The sequence below is a fragment of the Streptomyces ambofaciens ATCC 23877 genome, from assembly GCF_001267885.1.
Lineage (GTDB): Bacteria > Actinomycetota > Actinomycetes > Streptomycetales > Streptomycetaceae > Streptomyces > Streptomyces ambofaciens.
Genome location: NZ_CP012382.1, coordinates 7,737,789 through 7,760,024, shown reverse-complemented (window position 1 = coordinate 7,760,024; position 22,236 = coordinate 7,737,789). Strand labels below are relative to the sequence as shown.

The window sequence follows — 22,236 nt, the reverse complement described above, 5'->3', positions numbered from 1 at the left end:
TGACACGTTCGTCACTCCCAGCGGAACCAGCGCGTGGCGGACGCGGACAGCACCAGCGTCCACAGGGCCAGTACTCCGAGGTGGATCCAGTCCGGCCAGTCGCCGGCGGTGGCCTGGTTGAGGGCCTGGGCGGCGGCGCCGAAGGGCAGCGCCTCCACGATGTCGGCCATCAGGTCGGGCATCTGCTGGACGGGCATGTAGACGCCGGCCGCGAGCATCGCGGGGAAGAACACCGTCAGGCTGACCGCCTGGGCGATCTTCGCGGTGGGGGACAGCGCGGAGATCAGCGCGCCGAGCGCCATCAGGCACACCACCGCCAGCAGCAGGGTCAGCGCGTAGCCCAGGACCTCGCCTGGCAGGCCGACGTCGGAGACGACGCGCCCCACCGCGAGGGTGAGCACGGCGGAGATCAGCGAGGCGACGGCGTGCAGGCCCACCTGGGCACCGAGAACGGCGGTGGGGCGCACCGGGGTGGTGGACATCCGGCGCAGGATGCCGCGCTCGCGGTAGCCGGTGATCACCGGGGGCATGGCCATCAGACCGGCCATGATCATCGAGAGGAGCACGGCGACGGGCACGTAGGCCTCGACGGTGGTGAGACCGCCGAGTTCGTCCATGGGCTCCGTCATGGAGGGGATGAAGCCGAGGACCACCAGCAGCAGCGTGGGGAAGGCCATGACCCAGAACACCGAGCCGGGCTCGCGGAAGAACAGGAGCAGTTCGGCGCGGAGCACGGCCCGCCCGGGACGGGGCGTGACGGTGGCGGAGGGTACCGGGGGTGCGGTGGCGGCGCTCATGCGTCGGCTCCCGTCAGGTTGAGGAAGGCGTCGTCGAGGGTGGAGTCGGTGACGCGCAGCTGGTGGGCGCTGACCCGGTTGCGGGCGAGCAGGCTGATCACCGCGTTGACGGTCTCGTCGGTACCGGCGAGGGTGATCCGTCCGTCGTGGTGGGTGACGGAGGCGAGACCGGGCAGGGCGGCGAGGACGTCCTCGTCCAGCGGGCGGGAGGGCGTGAAGGAGATGACGGTGCCGCTCGCGGACTGCGCCACCAGGCCGGAGGGGGTGTCCAGCGCGGCGACCCGCCCCCGGTCGAAGATCGCGACCCGGTCGCACAGCCGCTGCGCCTCCTCCATGAAGTGCGTGACCAGGAGGATGGTGACGCCGCTCGCCCGGACCTCCTCGATCAGCGACCACACCTCGCGTCGCGCCGCCGGGTCCAGGCCGGTCGTCAGCTCGTCCAGGATGACGACCCGGGGGCTGCCGACCAGGGCGAGCGCGATGGCCAGCCGCTGCTTCTGGCCGCCGGACAGCTGCGCGAAACGGGTGTCGAGCTTCTCCTCCAGGCCGAGGCGCGCGGCCAGGGTGCGCCAGTCGGCGGGGCGGGGGTAGCAGCCGGCGTAGAGCTGGAGTGCCTCGGTGACGGTGAGCTTTCCCTGCAGCTCGCTCTCCTGCAGCTGCGCGCCCACGATGAGTGTCGTCTTCGCACGGTCGGCGACCGGGTCGAGCCCGCACACGCGGATCGTGCCGCTGTCCGGAACGCGCAGTCCGAGGATGGACTCGACGGTGGTGGTCTTGCCGGCGCCGTTGGGTCCGAGGACCCCGAAGATCTCACCCTCCTCCACCGCGAGGGAGACGCCGTCCACGACGGGACGTCCGCCGTAGCTCTTGCGCAGGTCGCTCACTTCGATCAGAGTCATGCTTCCACCGTGCCGGGCCGGGCCCGGTCGGCACATCGCCCATCACGCTCGTCAGGGGGATCAACCGATCGGTTGATCCCCCTTACGCCCCCTACGGGACGACCCCTACGACCCCGACATCGCCTCGGGGTTCCCTCAGGGGGCTCGGCCGCCGGTCAGGCCGAGGGGGCGGTTCCGACGAACAGGCCACGTGGTGCGAGCGGGTGCTTCACGTACTCGACCTCGCACCCCGCGCGGACGAAGGCGCTCTCGTACTCCTCACGGGTGAACAGCGTGGTGCGGTGCACGTCGGAGAGGTGCGTGACACCGTCCTCCGCCGACGCCACCAGGTAGTGCACCTCCATGTGGCTGACCCCGCCGTCGCGGACGGAGTGGGACACGCGGACGTAGGTACGCCCGCCCGACTCGACCGTGTCGGTGCCCACGTAGCCCTCCAGGAAGTCCTCGGGGAGCCAGAAGGGTTCGATGACGATGACCCCGCCCGGTGAGAGGTGGCGGGCGAAGCTGCGGAGGGTGGCGGTGAGTTCGTCGGGGTCGGCGCAGTACGCCACCCCGCTGAAGAGGCTGACCACCGCGCCGAAGGTGCGGTCGAGGGTGAAGTCGCGCATGTCGCCCCGGTGGACGGGGACCCCGGTGTTCCTCCGGGCCAACTGCACCATGTCCTCGGACAGGTCGAGGCCCTCGACGTGCCCGAAGGAGGCGGCGAAGCGCGCGAGGTGGTCGCCCGAGCCGCAGGCGACGTCCAGCAGCGAGTCGGCCTCCGGCAGCCGTTCCCGTACCAGGGACGTCACCAGGTCGGCCTCGCCCGTGTAGTCCTTGCCCCGGCCCCGGTAGAAGGCCTCGTACATCTCGCCGCGTTCGTAGATGGTCTGGTGCCGGTCGGTCGTCACGCGTCTGCTCCCAGTGGTCGTTCGGTCGTCTGTGTGTCCACGTGCCGGTCGCCCGGCCCGTCCGTCCCGACCAGGCCGGCGACGGCTCCGGCACCGGCTCCGTCTCCGGCACCGGGAAGACGTACGGTCCGTACGAACTCGTCGTAGTCGTAGAGGTAGTCGTCCAGTGCGTACGGAGCCGAGGCGAGCACCAGGCAGATCGCGTCGGGCGAGAAGCCGGCGAACTCGGTCCACACTCCGGGTTCCACGTGGAGTGCCTGGTCCGGACGGTCCAGGCGCACCGTGGCGCGCGAGAAGCCGTCGTCCACGACGACCTCGAAGGACCCGGCGGCGGCCACGATCAGCTCGTGCAGTTCCCGGTGCATGTGCAGCCCCCTGACCGCCTGCGGCGGCACTCCGTGCACGAAGAAGACCCGCTCCACGGGGAAGTCGACGTGCTGTCCCCGCTCGATCACGGTGAGGGAGCCTCGCGGGTCGGTGTTGTCCGGGAGCGTGACGAGACGGCAGCCGCGTACCGTCTTCAGGGGCGCCTCGGGGCTCTGGTCTGTGACCATGGGGGCCTTCCTCAGGTGTGGGATGTGAGCTGTACGGGCACCCGTGCGGGCTGCGGGGCCTGGAGGCCGGCTCGGGGGCGGGGCCGGCCGGAGTGGGGTGGCTCCACCGCGGTCATCGGGGCAGCTCCCCGATCCACCGGTGGACGGCGCGGGCCGTGGTGCCGGCGTGCTCGGCCATCATCGTGAAGTGGTTGCCCGGTACGTCGACGATGTCGCGGGCCGCCTTCCACGAGCTGCGCCAGTCGCGGCCGTCGGCCGGTTCGCGCAGGGGCTCCGAGGCCCGCAGCAGGAGCGTGGGAACGCGGGTGTCCGGGCGCGGGATCTCCCAGAACAGACCGCCGTACCAGGTCATCGCGGTGAGACGGCTGTCGTCCATGGGCACGAACTGCTCCGCCCGGTCGAAGACCCCTTCGGAGAGTTCGGCGCTCCAGTCGGCCATCAGGGGGTCGTCCAGCCGGTAGACGTCCGCCAGCACCAACCCGGCCGGGGGTGCGCCGAGATCGGCCAGGCGCACGGCGAGGCGGTGGGCGAGGATCGCGCCACCGGAGTGCCCGAAGAGTACGACCGGCGTGTCCTGGGCGTGGGCGAGGATGCCCCGGGCCTGCCAGTCGAGGGCGACTTCGGGGGTCGCGGGCAGCAACTCGCCGCGACCGTAGCCGAGGACGGGTACCGCGGCCACGCGCCGTGCGCCGCGCAGAGGCGCGGCCAGTCGGACGAACTCCTGGGGACCGCCGCCGGCCGTCAGTCCGCTGACGCAGACCAGCAGCTCGGACGCCGGGCCGTCGGCCAGGGTGGTGAGCGCCGCCGGTCCGCCCGCCTCGGCCACGTCGTCGGCCATCGGCCGGAACTTCGCGGTCTGACCGACCAGTTCGAGGAACTCCGTGATGCGCCCGGTGCTCACGGCTTCCCGGTAGAGGGAGTCCAGCAGGCCGACCGGGTTCCGGTCGGTGGGCGAGATGCCGAGCGTCACGGCGGGCACCGCGCTGCCCGGGGACTGGCCGTCGGCGGCCGTGGTGGCGGCGAGGTGGCGGGCGAGTGCGGCGGGTGTGGGGTGGTCGAAGACGACGGTGGCCGGCAGCGACAGGCCCGTCGCCCGCTCCAGTGTGCCGCGGATCTCCAGCGCGGCGAGCGAGTCGACGCCGAGTTCCAGGAACTGCCGGTCGGGGGCGACGGACGCGGCGTCGGTGTGCCCGAGCACCGTGGCGGCCGTGCCGCGGACCAGGTCGAGCGCCGCCCCGTGCCGGTCCGGACCGGCGAGGCCGGGGGCCGCCCCCGGTTCCGGTGCCGCGTCACGCACGGCGGCGGACAGGGCCCGGACCTCGGGGAGTTCGTCGAAGAGCGGGCGGTGCCGGGCCAGGGTGTAGGCGCGGTGGAAGTGTTCCCAGTCCACGTCGGCGACGACGACGCAGGGTGCCGGACCGGCCACGGCCTCGCGCAGGGAGGACCAGACGGTGCCGGGGTCCAGGGGGCGCAGACCGTGTCGCCGCGCGGCCGCGCTCCCCTCCCCCGTCGCCCACGGCCCCCAGGAGACGGAGGTCGCGGGCAGGCCGAGGGAGTGCCGGTGTGCGGCGAGGGCGTCCATCCGGGCTGACGCGGCGGCCCGTACGGCTGCTCCGGTGCCGCCCCAGACGCCGGTCACCGAGGAGACCAGGACGAAGGCCTCCGGTTCGGTGGCCAGTTCACGGGTCACGTCGTGCAGCACCTGAGCGCCATCGGCCGCGGCCGTCGCACGCAGGTCGCCGGGGCTCAGCTCCGTCCAGGGGGTGTCCTCGCCCGCGCCGACCGCGTGGACCACGGCGGTGAGCGGACGGTCGGAGGGGATCGCCGCCAGTACCTCGGTGACGGCGGCCCGGTCGGTGACGTCCGCGGCGGCGAAGGTGACCGCGACGGGCAGGCTCTCGGCGAATGCGCGGGCGTCCGGCGCCTCGGCGCCCCGGCGACCGAGCAGCACCAGGTGTTCGGCTCCGTTCGCGGCGAGTGCCGTGGCGAGCGCCCGGCCCCGCCGGCCGGTTCCGCCGGTGATCAGCACGGTGCCCGAGGGCCGCCAGGGTGCGGCGTCGACCGGCGGGGCGGTGACGAGCCTGCGGACCACGGGAGTGGCGCGCAGGGCGATCTGGTCCTCACCCGCGCCGCCGGCGGCGAGCAGCGCGGCGAGCCGCGCCGCGGTCCTCGGGCCGGGGTGGGCGGGCAGGTCCACCAGGCCGCCCCAGCGGTGCGGGGCCTCCAGCCCCAGGGTGCGGCCCAGCCCCCAGACGGCGGCGCGGGCGGGGTCGGCGGGCGGGTCGGCCGGCCCTGTGGCGACCGCGCCCGTGGTCAGACACCACAGGGGCGCGTCCGCCGCGATGTCGCCGAGCGCCTGGGCGAGGGCGAGGACGTCACCGGGCTCCGCCACCAGGCTGAGCACTCCGGTGACCGCCGGCCCGTCGTCGTACGCGCGCCGCAGTGCCTCGGCGCGGGCCTCCCTGGTGCCGCCGGCATCGGGGACTTCGGTCACGCGCATACCCTGCTCGCGCAGCAGCGCGAGCAGGCCGGCGGCGCTCCGGTCTCCGCCGGTCACCGCGAGCCAGGTGCCCTGCGGCACCACCTGCTCCGGTTCGGGCAGAGGGCGCCAGGTCACCTGGTAGCGGCCGGTACGCGTGCCGTGGGGTGCCCCGGCGGGGTGCGGCTCGGGCCAGTAGCGGCGCCGCTGGAAGGCGTAGGTCGGCAGGTCCGGACGGGGCCCGGCGACGGGTCCGAGGAGCGCGTCCCAGCCGATGGGAACGCCGGCCGTGTGCAGCCGGGCGACGGCGGTGAGCAGGGCTGCGGGTTCCTCCCTGCCGGAGCGCTGGAGCGCCACGCAGAGGGTGCCGGTGGTGTCGTCGAGGGAGCGGGCGCGTTCCAGGGTCCGCTCCAGCGGGACGGTGAGCGCGGCCCCGGGCCCGATCTCGGCGAAGCGGGTCACGCCCTGGTCCAGGAGGGCGCCGACGGCGTCGGCGAAACGAACGGTGGCGCGTATCTGGCGGACCCAGTACTCCGGAGCGGACATCGCGCCGTCGTCGGGCAGGCCCGTGACCGTGGACACCAGCGGGATACGGGCGGGGTGGTACTTCAGGGAGGCGACCACGGCGGCGAAGTCGTCCAGCACGGGGTCCACGCGCGGGGAGTGGAAGGCGTGCGAGACGTCCAGGAAACGGAAGGTACGCCCCGTCCGCCCGGCCTCCTCGGCCAGCTCCGCCAGGGCGTCGGCGTCGCCGGAGAGGACGACGTCGTCCCGGCTGTTGACGGCGGCGACCGCCGCCCGGGCCTCGTAGCCGCTCAGCGCGGCGTGCGCCTCGGCCTCGGTCATCCGCACGGACATCATCGCGCCGCCCTCGGGCAGCGCCCCCATGAGCCGTCCCCTGGCGGCCACCAGGGTGCAGGCGTCGGCGAGCGAGAGGACGCCGGCGACGTGGGCGGCGGCGACCTCGCCCACGGAGTGTCCGGCCAGCCGGTCGGGGGCCACGCTCCAGGACTCCAGCAGCCGGAAGAGCGCGACCTCGAAGGCGAAGAGGCCGAGCTGGGTCCAGGCGGTGCGGCCCAGCGCGTCGGCGTCGTGCAGGACGACCTCGCGCAGCGGGCGGTCCAGGTCCGGGTCGAGGTGGGCGCAGACCGCGTCGAAGGCGTCGGCGAACACCGGGTAGGTCTCGTACAGTTCGCGGCCCATACCGACGCGCTGCGCACCCTGGCCGGAGAAGACGAAGGCCAGATCGCCGCGTCCGGCCTCGCCACGGACGAACCCGGCTTCGGTCCCGGCCGCCCCGGCGAGCCCGGCGAGCCCGCGGCGGAGCCCTTCGGCGTCGGGCGCCAGCACGACGGCGCGGTGTTCCAGGGCGGCCCTGGCGGTGGCCAGGTGATGGGCGACGGCGCGCGGGTCGAGCGTGGCGCCGGCGCGGTCGACGTGCGAGCGGAGCCGGTCGGCCTGGGCCCGCAGCGCGGCCTCGGACCGGCCGGAGACCGGCCAGAGCAGGAGCGGGGCGGCGGTGTCCGGCCCCCCGACCGGCGACGGTGCGGTCTCCGTCTCGGTCTCGGTCTCGGTCTCGGTCTCGGTCTCGGTCTCGGTCTCGGTCTCGGTCTCGGTCTCGGTCTCCCGCGGAGCCTCCTCGATGAGGACGTGGGCGTTGGTGCCGCTGATCCCGAACGAGGACACCCCGGCTCTGCGGGCACGGCCCGTGTCCGGCCAGGGCCGGTCGTCGGTGAGGAGTTCGACGGCGCCGGCCGACCAGTCGACCTCCGGGGTCGGCTCGTCGACGTGCAGCGTCCTGGGCAGCACGCCCCGGCGGATCGCCTCGACGGTCTTGATGACGCCCGCGATGCCCGAAGCGGCCTGGGTGTGACCGATGTTGGACTTCACCGACCCCAGGTAGAGGGGTTCCTCGCGGTCCTGGCCGTAGGTGGCCAGCAGCGCCTGCGCCTCGATCGGATCGCCCAGCTTCGTGCCCGTGCCGTGCGCCTCCACCGCGTCCACCTCGGCGGCCTCCAGGCCGGCGGCGGCCAGCGCGGCGCGGATGACCCGCTGCTGCGCCGGGCCGTTCGGCGCCGTCAGACCGTTGGAGGCACCGTCCTGGTTGATCGCGCTGCCCCGCACCACCCCGAGCACCCGGTGCCCGTTGCGGCGCGCGTCCGAGAGCCGCTCCAGCAGCACCAGGCCCACGCCCTCGCCCCAGCCGGTGCCGTCCGCGGAGGCGGCGAAGGAGCGGCAGCGGCCGTCGGAGGCGAGGCCGCCCTGACGGCCGAACTCGGCGAACACGACGGGCGAGTGCATCACGGTGACGCCGCCCGCGAGCGCCATGGAGCACTCGCCGTTGCGCAGCGACTGCGCCGCCAGGTGCAGGGCCACCAGGGACGACGAGCAGGCCGTGTCCACGGTGACCGCCGGACCCTCCAGGCCGAAGACGTAGGAGACGCGGCCGGACAGCACACTGTTGGAGGTGCCGGTCATGGCGTGGCTCTCGGAGCCCTCCGGCAGGACACCGGCCATCGCGTAGCCGCCGGCGGAGGCGCCGACGAAGACGCCGGTGCGGGTGCCCCGTACGGCGGTCGGCGCGATGCCCCCGCGCTCCAGCAGTTCCCAGGCGCTCTCCAGGAGCAGCCGCTGGTGCGGGTCCATGGCGACGGCCTCGCGGGGCGAGATGCCGAACAGGTCGGCGTCGAACTCCGTGGCGTCGTGCAGGAACCCGCCCTCGGTGGTGAAGTCGCCCGCGTCGGGCAGGTCCCAGCCCCGGTCCACGGGGAACGGCGACATGGCGTCGGTCCCGGCCGCGACCACCTCCCAGAGGTTCTCCGGAGAGTCGGCGCCGCCCGGGTAGCGGCAGCTCATGGAGACGATGACGACCGGGTCGTCCGCCTCGGCCCGCACGGCGGGACGCGGGGGCGCCTGCGTGGGGGCCGGCTCCGCGGCGCCCAGCAGGGTGAGCAGTTCGGTGGCGGCCACGCGGGCGGTGGGGTGGTCGAAGACCAGGGTGGCCGGGAGCCGGAGACCGGTGGCGTCGGCCAGACCGTCGCGGACCCGGAGCGCGGTGAGCGAGTCGATGCCGAGTTCGGTGAAGACGCGGTCGGGGTCGACGGACCGGGGGCCGGGGTGGCCGAGCACGGTGGCGACCACGGTGCGCACCAGGTCGAGCAGGAGACGGTGGCGGTCGGCGGCGCCGGCCGCCTTGAGCCTCGCGCGCAGCTCGCGGCCCTGCCCACGGTCGTCGGCCGCGGCCGTGGCCTCGGACGCGTCGGCCCGCCCGGTGGTCGCCTCCGGCAGGTCGCCCACCAGGGGGCTGGGGCGGCGGGCGGTGAACGTGGGGACGAAGCGGTCCCAGTCGACGTCGGCGAACACGCCGGTGGCGCGGCCGGAGTCGACGGCCGAGGCCAGGGCGGCCAGGCACAGCTGTGGCGGCATGGGGGTGATGCCCCGGTCCCGCAGGTAGTCTCCGGCTTCCCGGTCGGCGACCATGCCGCTGCCGTCCCAGGCTCCCCAGGCGACGGCGGTGGCCGTCCGGCCGTGGGCCCTGCGGTGTTCGGCGAGCGCGTCGAGGTGGGCGTTGGCGGCGGCGTACGCGGCCTGCCCTCCCCCGCCCCAGACACCGGCGATCGAGGAGAACAGCACGAAGAGGTCGGCCCGGTCGCCCAGCAGGGCGTCCAGGTGGACCGCGCCGAGCACCTTGGCGCGGACGTCGTCGGCGATCTCGGCCGGTGAGGTGCCGGCCAGGGGCGCGGTGGTCGAGATGCCCGCGGTGTGCACGACGCCGGTGACCGGGTGGCGTTCCAGCAGGGCGGCGAGGGCCTCCCGGTCGCTGACGTCGCAGGCGGCGACGACCGCGGTGGCGCCGAGCCCGGCCAGTTCGGCGACCAGTTCGCCGGTACCGGGCGCCTCCGGTCCCGACCGGCTGACGAGGAGCAGGTCGGTGACGCCGCGTCGGGCGAGCCAGCGGGCGACCTCGCGGCCGAGCGCCCCGGTCCCGCCGGTGACCAGGACCGGGCCGCCGGGGGTCCACGGGGTCGTGACGGGTTCCGGCGCGGCACGCCGTACCCGGCGGGAGAACACCCCGGAAGGTCGTACCGCCAGTTGGTCCTCGTCCTCGGCGGCGCCCGCCAGGAGTGCGCCGAGCCGGGCGGCGGAGCGGGCGTCCGCGGTCTCGCACAGGTCGATGAGCCCGCCCCAGCGCTCGGGGTGCTCCAGCGCGGCCACCCGGCCCAGGCCCCACAGCATGGCCCGGTCGCAGTCGGCCGCCGTGTCGAAGCGGCCCACGGCGACGGCGCCGCGGGTGAGGCACCACAGGGGTGCGCCGATCCCGACGTCGCCGAGCGCCTGAAGCAGGGTGACGGTCTCGCCGGTTCCGGGGGCGAGGACCTCGTCGCCGGGGTGCGGCCGGTCGGCGAGCGCCAGCAGGGAGACGACACCCGTGAAGTCGCCCAATTCGGGCAACTGGCCCAGTTCCTGCGCCAGTTCGCTCCGCCCGGTGTCGGCGGGGACGCGGACCTCGGTGACCTCGGCGTGGGCCAGGGCCGTGCGTACGGTCTCCGTCTCCGCCTCGGCGCCGGCCTGCGGGAGGGCGAGCAGCCATCGTCCCGTCGGCGTGGTGGTCGGCAGGCCGACCAGGGGGCGCCAGGTCACCTCGTAGCGCCGGGAGTCCACGGTGGCTTCCTGGTGGCGGGCCCGCCGCCAGGAGGCGAGGGCGGGCAGCACCTGGTCGAGCCCCGGTACGTCGAGGCCCAGGGTCCTGGCGACAGCGGGGGTGTCGCCGCGTTCGACGTCGTTCCAGAACGCCTGCTCCACCTGGTCCGTTCCGCCGGGAGGCGAGCCGGCCCGCCCGCCGGCGGCGTGCTCGACGGGGTCGGGCCAGTAGCGGTCGCGGTCGAAGGCGTAGGTGGGCAGGTCGACCGGCCGGCCCTCGGGGAGGAGGCGCTGCCAGTCGATCCCGACTCCGCGTACGTGGGCCTCGGCGAGCGCGGTGAGCCAGCGTTCGCGGCCGCCCTCGCCGCGTCGCAGGGTGTTCAGGACGGCGCCGGGGAGGTCCGTGTCGTCCAGGGTCTCCCGCAGGCCCATGGTGAGCACGGGGTGGGGGCTGACCTCGATCAGCAGCCGGTTCCCGTCGTCCAGCAGGGCGCGGGTGGCGTCCTCGAAGCGGACGGTGGCGCGCAGGTTGTCGTACCAGTACTCGGCGCCCAGGGTGGACGTGTCGATCCGTCCGCCGGTGAGTGCCGAGTAGAAGGGCACGGAGGAGGGCGCCGGGTCGACGTCCCGGAGGTCGGCCAGGAGACGGGTCCTCAGGCGCTCGACGTGCGCGGAGTGCGACGCGTAGTCCACCGGCAGGCGGCGGGCGCGGATCCCGGCGGCGGCGCAGTGGGCGGCCAGTGCCTCCAGCCCCGCCACGTTCCCCGAGACGACCGTCGAGCCGGGGCCGTTGACCGCCGCGACGGAGAGTCCTTCCCAGCGGCCGGTCAACTCCTGTGCCGCCTCGCGGGAGACGGCCAGCGACACCATTCCGCCGCACCCGGCCAGCTCGTCGGCGATGGCACGCGCCCGCAGCGCCACCACCCGCGCCCCGTCCTCCAACGACAGCGCCCCCGCCACCACGGCGGCAGCGATCTCTCCCTGCGAATGCCCCACCACAGCGGACGGGGCAACGCCCGCCGAAGTCCACAGCTCGGCCAGCGACACCATCACCGCCCACAGCACCGGTTGCACGACCTCGACCCGCTCCAGAGCGGTCCCCTCACCCCTGACCACCTCCAGCGGACAGAAGTCGGTGAAGGGCTCCAGCGCTCGACGGCACTGCTCCATCCGCGCGGCGAACACCGGCTCCGCGTCCAGCAGTTCGGCCGCCATTCCCGCCCACTGGGAGCCCTGTCCCGGGAACACGAACACCGTGCCGCCCCGGACCGCGCCGCCGCGCACCACTCCGGCCGCCTCTTCCGCAGCCACCAGCGCCCGCAGCTGGGTCGCGTGGTCGGGACCCAGCAGCACGGCACGCTGGTCCAGCAGCGCGCGCCCGGTGGCCAACGACCAGCCCACGTCCACAGGATCGCCGCCACCGGCGGCCAGCAGACGCTCCGCCTGCCCGCGCAGCGCTTCCCCGCTCCGCCCCGACAGCAGCCACGGCACCACCGCACCGGCGTCCGACGGTTCCTCCTCGGTCGCGTCGAGGGCCTGCGGCGCGCTCTCCAGGATCACGTGCGCGTTGGTGCCGCTCATCCCGAACGAGGACACGCCCGCCCGGCGCGGCCGGTCCGTCTCCGGCCACCGCCGCGCGTCGGTCAGCAGCTCCACGGCCCCCGCCGACCAGTCCACCTGTGCGGACGGCTCCCGCGCGTGCAGGGTGGCGGGCAGCACGCCGTGCCGCAGCGCCTCCACCATCTTGATGACGCCCGCGACACCGGCGGCCGCCTGCGTGTGCCCGATGTTCGACTTCACCGACCCCAGGTACAGGGGCTCCTCACGCCCCTGCCCGTACGTCGCCAGCAGCGCCTGCGCCTCGATCGGGTCGCCCAGCTTCGTGCCCGTACCGTGCGCCTCCACGGCGTCCACCTCGGCGGCGGTCAGCCTGGCGTCGGCCAGCGCCGCCCGGATCACCCGCTCCTGCGAGGGGCCGTTCGGCGCGGTCAGGCCGTTGGACGCGCCGTCCTGGTTGACCGCGCTGCCCCGCACCACCGCCAGCACGCGGTGCCCGTTGCGTTCGGCGTCCGAGAGCCGCTCCAGCAGGAGCAGACCGACGCCTTCTCCCCAGCCGGTGCCGTCGGCGTCGGCGGAGAACGCCTTGCAGCGGCCGTCGGAGGAGAGCGCGCCCTGGGTGCTGAACTCGATGAAGGTGCCGGGCAACGGCATCGCGGTGACCCCGCCGGCCAGGGCCATCGAGCACTCCCCCGCCCGCAGGGACCGGGCGGCGAGGTGCAGCGCGACCAGGGACGAGGAGCAGGCGGTGTCCACGCTGAGGGCGGGCCCGCGCAGACCGAAGGTGTACGAGATCCGGCCGGAGAGAACGCTGGCGGAGTTGCCGGTGCCCAGGTGTCCCTCGGTGGCGGCCGCGGAGCCGAGCAGCAGCGCCAGGTAGTCCTGGCCGTTGGTGCCCGCGAACACGCCGGTGTCGCTCCGGCGCACGGAGGTGGGGTCGATGCCCGCGCGTTCGAACGCCTCCCAGGCACTCTCCAGCAGCATCCGCTGTTGCGGGTCCATGGCGAGCGCCTCGTGCGGGGAGATGCCGAACAGTCCCGCGTCGAAGGCGGCGATGTCGTCGAGGAAGCCGCCCGAGCGGGTGTGCGAGGGGCCGTCGTGGCCGAGCAGGGTGTCGAGGTCCCAGCCCCGGTCGGCGGGGAAGTCGCCCATCGCGTCGACGCCGTCCCGCACCAGGCGCCACAGTGCCTCGGGCGAGTCGACTCCGCCGGGGAAGCGGCAGGACATGCCGATGATGGCGACGGGTTCGTCGTCCGCCGCCGGGCCCCCGTCTCCGGCCCGGGGGGTGTCGGAGGCGGCCGCTCCCCCGGACAGCGAGGTGAGCAGGTGTTCGGCGAGGGCGCCGGGGGTCGGGAAGTCGAAGACGAGGCCGGCGTGCAGGGTCAGCCCGGTCCGGGCTGCCAGGAGGTTGCGCAGCTCCAGGGCGGTGAGGGAGTCGAAGCCCATGTCGTGGAAGGCGCGTTCGCGGTCGACGTCGGCCGGCGAACCGTGGCCGAGGACGCCCGCGACGGCCTCCAGCACGAGGTGTTCCACGTGGCGGGCCTGCTCGGCGGCGTCCGTGCCCGGCGCGGCGGGGGCTACCGGGACGGTGGCCCGGACGCCGCGGACGACCGGGACGGCCTCGGGGAGTTCGGCGAACAGCTTGCTCTGCCGGACCGCGGTGAAGCCCGGCACGAACCGTTCCCAGTCGATGTCGGCGACGACCAGCGCGCCGTCCCGCTCGGTGAGGGCGGTGGCCAGTGCCTCCAGGGCCCGGCTCTCCGCCATGCCGGGCAGTCCGCCGCGCGCCAGCCGGGCGGCGGCGGCCGGGTCGGCGGCCATGCCGGCCCCGGCCCAGGCGCCCCAGGCGAGGGCGGTGCCGGGCAGGCCCCGGGCGCGGCGGCGTTCCACCAGGGCGTCGAGGTGCGCGTTGGCGGCCGCGTAGGGGCCCTGCCCGGCGCTGCCGATGACGCCCGCGACCGAGGAGAAGACGACGAAGTCGGTCAGCTCGCCGGTGAGTTCGTCCAGTGCGTCGGCGGAGTGGGCCTTGGCGTCGAGTACGGCGGCGAGTCGCTCTGGTGTCAACGCGTCGAGCACACCGTCGTCGACGATCCCCGCGGCGTGGACGACCGCGGTCACGGGGTGGCGCTCCAGCAACTCGGCCACCGCGCCACGGTCACTCAGGTCGCAGGGGACGACGACGGCGTCGCAGCCACGCTCCGCGAGGTCCGCGACGAGGTCGGACGCGCCGGGTGCGGCGGGGCCGCGCCGGCTCGCCACGACCAGCCGGGTGGCGCCGCGCTCGGCCAGCAGCCGGGCGACCTTGCCGCCCAGGGCACCGGTGCCGCCGGTGAGCAGGACCGGACCGTCGGCGTGCCACTCGGCGGACCGCGGCTGCCCGGGCGAGCCGGTGGGGGCGCGCCGCAGCCGGCGGGCGTGCAGGCCCGTCGGCCGGACGGCCGCCTGGTCCTCGCCCGAGGCTCCGGCCAGCAGCTGCACCAGCCGGTCGGCCGCTCGCCGGTCGAGGTGGGCCGGTACGTCGACCAGGCCGCCCCACCGGTCGGGGTGTTCGAGCGCGGCGACGCGGCCGAGGCCCCACAGCTGGGCGGCTGACGGCTCGCACACGTCGCCGGGTGCGACCGCGACCGCGCCGGAGGTGAGACACCACAGCGGTGCGGCGAGTCCGGCGTCGCCCTGGGCCTGGACGAGTCGCAGCAGGTCGGCGGCGGTGTCCACGCAGGCGAGCAGCCCGGCGACGGGACGGCCACGCTCGGCGGCGGCCGAGGCCAGACGGGCCAGCCGTTCCGCGCACTGCGCGCGTTCCGTGCCGGGTTCCGTCAGCTCGACGAGGTCGGCACCCGCGCCACGCAGGCCGTCGACGAGCCCGCCGGGCACCTCGCTCCCGGTGATGAGGAGCCAGGTACCGGTCAGTCGTGCCTGGCGGTCGGTGACCGGGCTCCAGCCGACGCGGTAGCGCCAGGCGTCGGTGGTGGCCTTGTGGAGGCTCCTCTCCCGCCAGGCGGCGAGAGCGGGCAGGACGGCGCCGAGGCCGTCGCGCTGCTCGTCGTCCAGAGACAGCGCGCCGGCGACGGCATCGGCGTCGGTCGAGTCCACGGCCGCCCAGAAGTCACGCTCGGCCGGGTTCTCCCCGGCGACGGGGCGGGCGGCGGCCACCGGTTCGGGCCAGTACCGCTGACGGGCGAAGGGGTAGGTGGGCAGCGCGACGCGGGCGCCCTCGAAGGGGGCGAGGTAGCTGGACCAGTCCACGGGGACGCCCCGCGTGTACAGGCGGGCGACGGCGCGGACGAGGGTGGCGGCCTCGGGGCGGTCCGGGCGCAGCGCGGGGACGGGGACCAGGGTGTCGTCCTGCTCCTGGGCCAGGGCGGAGAGCACTCCGGCGGGGCCCAGCTCCAGTGCCGTCCGCACCCCGGTGAGCCGGCCGAGCGCGTCGGCGAAGCGGACCGGCTCGCGCACCTGGCCCACCCAGTACTCGGGAGTGGCCAGGTCGCCGGGGGCGGTGGTGAGGACCGGGATCTGCGGGGCGTGGTAGGTCAACGACCGCGCCACGGCGGCGAAGTCGGCCAGCATCGGCTCCATCAGGCGGGAGTGGAAGGCGTGCGAGACCGCGAGGCGCTTGACGCGTATCCCCTGCGCCCGGAGCCGCTCCTCCAGCTCCGCGATCGCCTCCGCCTCACCGGACACCGTCACCGACGTGGGTCCGTTGACCGCCGCCAGGTCCACCCCGTCCGGCAGCTCCAGACCCTCCTCGGCCACCTCCACGGCCAGCATCGCCCCGCCCTCGGGCAACGCGTCCATCAAGCGCCCCCGCGCCGACACCAGCGCACACGCGTCGTCCAGGGACAACACTCCCGCGCAGTGCGCGGCGGCCAGCTCACCGATCGAGTGCCCCACCAGCACGTCCGGAGTCACACCCCAGGACTCCACCAGCCGGAACAGCGCCACTTCCAGCGCGAACAACCCCGCCTGCGCGTAGACGGTCCGCTCCAGCAGCCCCGCGTCCTCGCCGAACACCACCTCACGCAGGGGACGTTCAAGGTCCACCCGCGCACACACCGCGTCGAAGGCGTCCGCGAACACCGGAAACGCCTCGTACAACTCCCGGCCCATCCCCGACCGCTGCGAGCCCTGACCCGAGAACAGCAGCGCCAGGCCGCCGTGCACGACCTTGTCACTCACCGCGTCCTGGGTGTGCTCGCTCGTGGCGAGGGCCGTCAGGGCGGCCGTGTGGGAGCCGAGGACCACGGCGCGGTGCGCCAGTTCGGCCCGCGTGTTGGCCAGGGAGTGCGCCAGGTCGGCGGTGTCCGCGTCCAGTCCGGCGAGCAGGGCGGCTTGCCGGGCGAGTGCGTCCGGCGTGGCGCCGGACAGCGCGACGGGCAACGGGAGGTCGGGGCGCTCGCCTCGCGCACCGACGGACGCCTTCGCTGTTTCCTGCGCCTGTTCCAGGATGGTGTGTGCGTTGGTGCCGCTGATCCCGAACGAGGAGACGCCGGCCCGGCGCGGGCGGCCCGCCTCCGGCCAGGTGCGGTTCTCGGTGAGCAGTTCCACCGCGCCGGACGACCAGTCGACCTCCGGGGTCGGCTCGTCGACGTGCAGCGTCGCCGGCAGGACCCCGTGCCGCAGTGCCATGACGGCCTTGATCACGCCCACGACACCGGCGGCGGCCTGGGTGTGCCCGATGTTGGACTTCACCGACCCCAGATAGAGGGGTTCCGAGCGGTCCCTGCCGTACGTCGCCAGCAGTGCCTCTGCCTCGATCGGATCACCGAGCCGTGTGCCCGTACCGTGCGCCTCCACCAGATCGACGTCGGTCGCCTCCAGTCCCGCTGAGGCCAGCGCCGCGCGGATCACCCGCTGCTGCGCGGGCCCGTTCGGCGCGGTGAGGCCGTTCGAGGCGCCGTCGGAGTTGACGGCGCTGCCGCGGACCACGGCCAGCACCTCGTGTCCGCGCCGGCGGGCGTCCGAGAGCCGCTCGACCAGGAGTACGCCGACGCCCTCTCCCCAGCCGGCGCCGTCCGCGGAGGCGGAGAAGGCCTTGCAGCGGCCGTCGGCGGCCTGGCCGCGCTGCTTGCTGAACTCGGCGAAGACGGACGGCAGGGAGATCACGTTGACTCCGCCGACCAGGGCGAGGTCGCTCTCCTGGTGCCGCAGCGACTGGCAGGCCAGGTGCAGGGCCACCAGGGACGACGAGCAGGCCGTGTCCACGGTGACCGCCGGTCCCTCCAGCCCGAAGGCGTAGGCGACCCGGCCGGACAGCACGCTGGGGGAACCGCCGGTGACCAGGTAGCCTTCGCCGGCCACGGGGTCGCCCGCCAGCACGGCCAGGTAGTCCTGGCCGCCGGTGCCGGCGTACACCGCCGTGCGCGAACCGGCCAGCGACCGGGGGTGGATGCCCGCGCGCTCCAGCGCCTCCCAGGAGGCTTCGAGGAGCAGTCGCTGCTGCGGGTCCATGGCCAGCGCCTCGCGCGGCGAGATGCCGAACAGCTCGGCGTCGAAGTCGGTCGCGTCGGGGAGGAAGCCGCCCGTCCGCGGGTAGTCGCCGCCGAGCGCGTCGAGGTCCCAGCCTCGATCGGCCGGGAAGGGCCCCATGGCGTCGGTGCCGGACTCGACCAGCTTCCACAGGTCTTCCGGGGAGCGGACGCCGCCGGGGAAGCGGCAGGCCATGCCGACGATGACGATCGGGTCGTCCACGACGGGGGTGCCGTCACGCCCGGGCACCGCCGCGGCGGCGGCCTCGGCGACGCCGTCCTCGCTGCCGCCGGTGATCTCGGTGGCCAGGAAGCGGGCGAGGGCCAGTGGGCTGGGGTGGTCGAAGACGACCGTCGCGGAGATGCGCAGTCCGGTGGTGAAGGTGAGGCGGTTGCGCAGCTCGACGGCGCCCGCCGAGGTGAGGCCGAGTTCCCCGAGCGCCCGGCCCGGCTCCACCTCGGAGCCCGACTCGTAGCCGAGCACCAGCGCCACCTGGTCCCGGACCAGGTCGAGCAGGAACCGGTTGCGCTCCGCCTCCGAGGCCCCTGCCAGCCGCTGGGCCGGCGAGAGGCTCTCCTGGTCGGCGGCGCTGCCCTGGGCAGGGCCCTGCTGAGCGGGCTGCCGGAGCTTGCGCACGTCCGGGAGTTCGTCGAGCAGCCGGCTGGGGTGCGTGGCGGTGAAGAACCAGGAGAAGACGTCCCAGCGGATGTCGGCGAGGGCGAGCGTGGTCTCGTCGCCCTCCAGCGCCGTACGCAGCCCTGCCAGGGCGTGCTCGGGCTCCATCCGGTGGATGCCGTGGCGCTCCAGGACGTCACCGAAGTCGCCCTCCGCCATGCCGGCGCCCGCCCAGGAGCCCCAGGCGACCGAGGTCGCGACCAGGCCCTGGGCACGGCGGTACTGCGCGAAGGCGTCCAGGAAGGCGTTGCCGGGGGCGTAGTTGCCCTCGCCCGCCGAGCCGAAGACGCCGGCGAGCGACGAGAAGAGGACGAAGGCCGACAGGTCCAGGTCCGCGGTGGCCCGGTGCAGGGTGAGGGCGCCGGCGACCTTGGCCCGCAGCACGGTCTCGACGCGGTCCGGGGTGAGCGAGTCCAGGATGCTCGAGTCGACGATCCCGGCGGCGTGGAAGACGGCGGTCAGCGGCTGGGCGGCGGGCAGGTCCGCGAGGACGGCGGCCAGCGCGTCGTGGTCGGCCGCGTCCACCGCTGCCACGGTGACGTCGGTGCCCGACTCCCGCAGTTCGGCCACGAGTTCCTTCGCGCCGGGGGCCTCGGGACCGCGCCGGCTGAGCAGCAGCAGGTGTTCCGCGCCCGAGGCGGCGAGCCACCGGGCGACGTGGGCGCCGATGCCGCCGGTGCCGCCGGTGACGAGCACGGTGCCGGACGGCCGCCACATCCCGCGGGGCGCGGCCGGCTCGGCGCGGCGCAGGCGGGGTACGAAGATTCCGGTGGCGCGTATCGCCGTCTGGTCCTCGTCGGTGCCGGCGAGGACGGTGGCGAGCCGGGCGAGGGCGCGCGGTTCGGGTGCGGCGGGCAGGTCGACGAGCCCGCCCCACTGGGTGTACTCGTGGGCGGCGACCCGGCCGAGCCCCCATGCCAGGGCCTGGTCCGGGTGAGTGACCGTGTCCCCCGGTGCGGCGGCGACGGCGCCGGAGGTGGCGCACCACAGGCGGAGCGGTTCGCCCGTGTCGTGCACGGCGTGCAGCAGGGTGAGGGCGGCGGCGAAGGCGACCGGGGTGGCGGGGTGTTCGGGGACGGAGCCTTCGGCGAGGAAGAGCAGCGACAGCACGCCGCTCGCGCCACGCAGCCGCTCGGCGAGGGCGCCGCGCTCGTCCCGGTGGGAGACGGGCAGTGGTTCGGGGGCGGCGCCGGCCTCCGCCAGGGCCGCGGAGACGGCGGTGACCAGCGGGTGCGCCTGGTGGTCCGGCGGTACGGCCACCACCCAGCGTCCGTCGAGCCGCCCGGCGGGGAGGGCCGCGGGTGTCCAGGCGGTCCGGTAGCGCCAGCTCTCGATCCGGCTGCGTTCGCGGTCCCGCCGGTGCCATGCGGAGAGAGCGGTCAGCGCCTCCTCGAGCGGGGTCCGGCCGCTCACGTCGAGCATGCGCTGGAGGGCGGGCAGGTCCTCCTGCTCGACGGCCGACCAGAACCAGTCCTGCGGGCGGTCCACGGCGGGCGGTTCGAGTTCTAGGGTGTCCAGCCAGTAGCGGCGACGCTGGAAGGCGTAGGTGGGCAGTTCGACGCGGGTGCCGCCGCGGCCGGCGTACACCGCGGCCCAGTCGACGCGTACGCCGTGCACGTGGGCCTCGGCGACCGCGGTGAGCCAGCGCCGGACCCCGCCCTCGCCTCGGCGCAGGGTGCACAGTACGGAGGCGCGCAGCCCGAGGGCCTCGACGCTCTCGCCGATGCCCAGGCTGAGGCCGGGGTGCGGGCTGATCTCCAGGAACAGGGTGCGGCCCTCGGTCAGCAGGGCCCGCGTGACCTCCTCGAACCGCACCGTGTTGCGCAGATTGCCGTACCAGTACTCCGCATTCAGCCCAGCGGTGTCCATCCGCACACCGGTCACCGTCGAATGGAACGGCACCGCCGAGGAGCCCGGAGCGATCGGGGCCAGATCCTCCAGCAGCCGCTCACGGATCCGCTCCACCTGCGCACAGTGCGAGGCGTAATCCACCGGAACCCGCCGCGCCCTGATGCCCTCCGCCTCACAGTGCGCCAGCAACTCCTCCACCGCAGCCGCCTCACCGGACACCACCGTGGAACCCGGGCCGTTGACCGCCGCCACCGACAACCCCGGCCATCGTGCGGCCAGCTTCTCCGCCTCCACCACCGGCACCGCCAGGGACACCATCCCGCCCCGCCCCGCCAACTCCCGGGCGATCGCACGCGCCCGCAGAGCCACCACCCGCGCCCCGTCCTCCAACGACAGACCCCCGGCCACCACCGCCGCCGCGATCTCCCCCTGCGAATGACCCACCACCGCAGAGGGCACCACTCCCACCGAAGCCCACAGCTTCGCCAGCGACACCATCACCGCCCACAGAACCGGCTGGACCACCTCCACCCGCTCCAGCCCCACACCCTCACCCCGCATCACCGCCAGCAGAGAGAAGTCGGTGAACGGCTCCAACGCGCTTGCGCACTCCGCCATCGCCTCGGCGAACACCGGTTCCCGCTCCAGCAACTCCGCGGCCATCCCCGCCCACTGCGACCCCTGACCGGGAAACACGAACACCGTGCCACCCTGCCCGGGGTCCTGGGTGCGGGCGATCACCTCCGCGGTCTCCCGGCCCTCGGCCAGGGCGGTCAGGCCGCGGCGGAACCCGGCGTGGTCCTCGGCCAGCACCACCGCGCGGTGCTCCAGCGTCGCCCGGGTGGTGGCGCAGGAGAAGCCGATGTCCATGGGCGCCGGGGCGTTCTCCTCGCCGGCCTCCTGGAGGTGGCTGAGCAGCCGCGCGGCCTGTCCCTGCAGCGCCTGCCGGCTGCGCCCGGACAGAATCCAGGGCAGCACGGGGAGGGCGGATCCCCCCGGCCCGTGCTCCTCCACGGGCGCGGCGGCCGGCTCCGGTGCGCGGTATTCCTCCAGCACCACGTGCGCGTTGGTGCCGCTGACACCGAAGGAGGACACCGCGGCACGGCGCGGTTGCTCCCCGCTCGGCCACTCCAGGGCCTGGGTGAGCAGCTCGACGGCCCCTGAGGACCAGTCCACGTGCGGCGTGGGCTCGTCCGCGTGCAGGGTCCGCGGCAGCACCCCGTGCCGCAACGCCTGCACCATCTTGATCACACCTCCGGCACCCGCCGCGGCCTGCGTGTGCCCGATGTTGGACTTGAGCGACCCCAGCCACAAAGGCCGGTCGGCGGGCCGGTCCTGACCGTAGGCGTTCAGCAGCGCCTGCGCCTCGATCGGGTCACCCAGAGTCGTACCGGTGCCGTGCGCCTCCACCACGTCGATGTCCGCGGCGGTCAGCCGGGCCGCGGCCAAGGCGGCGCGGATCACACGTTCCTGCGAAGGACCGTTCGGCGCGGTCAGTCCGCTGGACGCGCCGTCCTGGTTGACCGCGGAACCGCGCACCACCGCCAGCACCTCGTGCCCGTTGCGGACGGCGTCCGACAGCCGCTCCACCAGCAGCACACCCACGCCCTCGGCCCATCCGGTGCCGTCGGCGTCCGCCGAGAAGGCCTTGCAGCGGCCGTCGGAGGCGAGGCCGCCGGACAGGGCGAAGTCGAAGAACGTGTTCGGGGTGACCATGATGGCCACGCCGCCGGCCAGCGCCAGCGAACTCTCCCCGCTGCGCAGCGACCGCATCGCCAGGTGCAGCGCCACCAGCGACGACGAGCAGGCGGTGTCCACGGTCAGGGCCGGGCCCTCCAGCCCCAGCGTGTAGGCGACCCGGCCGGAGACGACGCTTCCGCTGTTTCCGGTGCCGAGGTGTCCGGCGACCTCGTCCGGTACGGACATGATGCGCGAGGCGTATTCGTTGTACATGACACCGGTGAAGACGCCGGTGCGGCTGCCGCGCAGGGACAGCGGGTCGATGCCGGCGCGTTCCACGGCCTCCCAGGAGGTCTCCAGCATCAGCCGCTGCTGGGGGTCCATCGCGAGCGCCTCGTGCGGCGAGATGTTGAACAGCGACGGGTCGAAGTCGGCGACGCCGTCGAGGAAGCCTCCCTCCCGGGAGAACTCCACGTCCGCGGCGACACCGGTCTCGAAGTGCGTCATGTCCCAGCCGCGGTCGGCGGGGAAGGGCCCCATCGCGTCGATGCCGTCCCGCACCAGGCGCCACAGCGCCTCGGGCGAGTCCGCTCCGCCGGGGAAGCGGCAGGACATGCCGATGATGGCGATCGGCTCGTGCTCGGTGGACTCCGCGGCACGCAGCCGCTGACGGACCGAGGCGAGGTCCGTGGTGACCCTCTTCAGGTAGTCCCGCAGCTTGTCCTCGGTGGACACGGCACGTGCGCC

5 protein-coding genes are annotated in these 22,236 nt (G+C 74.7%); all 5 read right to left on the bottom strand.

What is annotated here, in order from left to right:
* Nucleotides 1–11 precede the first annotated feature (11 nt).
* The gene (locus SAM23877_RS33830) at nucleotides 12–797 is read right to left on the bottom strand and encodes an ABC transporter permease (protein WP_053141473.1); all 786 of its coding nucleotides are present in this window, start codon (nucleotides 795–797) and stop codon (nucleotides 12–14) included.
* On the bottom strand, nucleotides 794–1,696 hold the full coding sequence (locus tag SAM23877_RS33825) for an ABC transporter ATP-binding protein (protein ID WP_053141471.1): 903 nt from the start codon (nucleotides 1,694–1,696) through the stop codon (nucleotides 794–796). Before SAM23877_RS33825 ends, SAM23877_RS33830 begins: the two co-directional genes overlap by 4 nt.
* Before the next feature lie 155 nt (nucleotides 1,697–1,851).
* On the bottom strand, nucleotides 1,852–2,586 hold the full coding sequence (locus SAM23877_RS33820; protein ID WP_235614651.1) for a class I SAM-dependent methyltransferase: 735 nt from the start codon (nucleotides 2,584–2,586) through the stop codon (nucleotides 1,852–1,854).
* Nucleotides 2,583–3,140 (bottom strand): sugar 3,4-ketoisomerase, encoded by a 558-nt coding sequence (locus tag SAM23877_RS33815; RefSeq protein WP_079030587.1) that lies wholly within the window; start codon nucleotides 3,138–3,140, stop codon nucleotides 2,583–2,585. Before SAM23877_RS33815 ends, SAM23877_RS33820 begins: the two co-directional genes overlap by 4 nt.
* Before the next feature lie 112 nt (nucleotides 3,141–3,252).
* Nucleotides 3,253–22,224 (bottom strand): type I polyketide synthase, encoded by an 18,972-nt coding sequence (locus SAM23877_RS41570; protein ID WP_483316143.1) that lies wholly within the window; start codon nucleotides 22,222–22,224, stop codon nucleotides 3,253–3,255.
* Nucleotides 22,225–22,236: the final 12 nt, after the last annotated feature.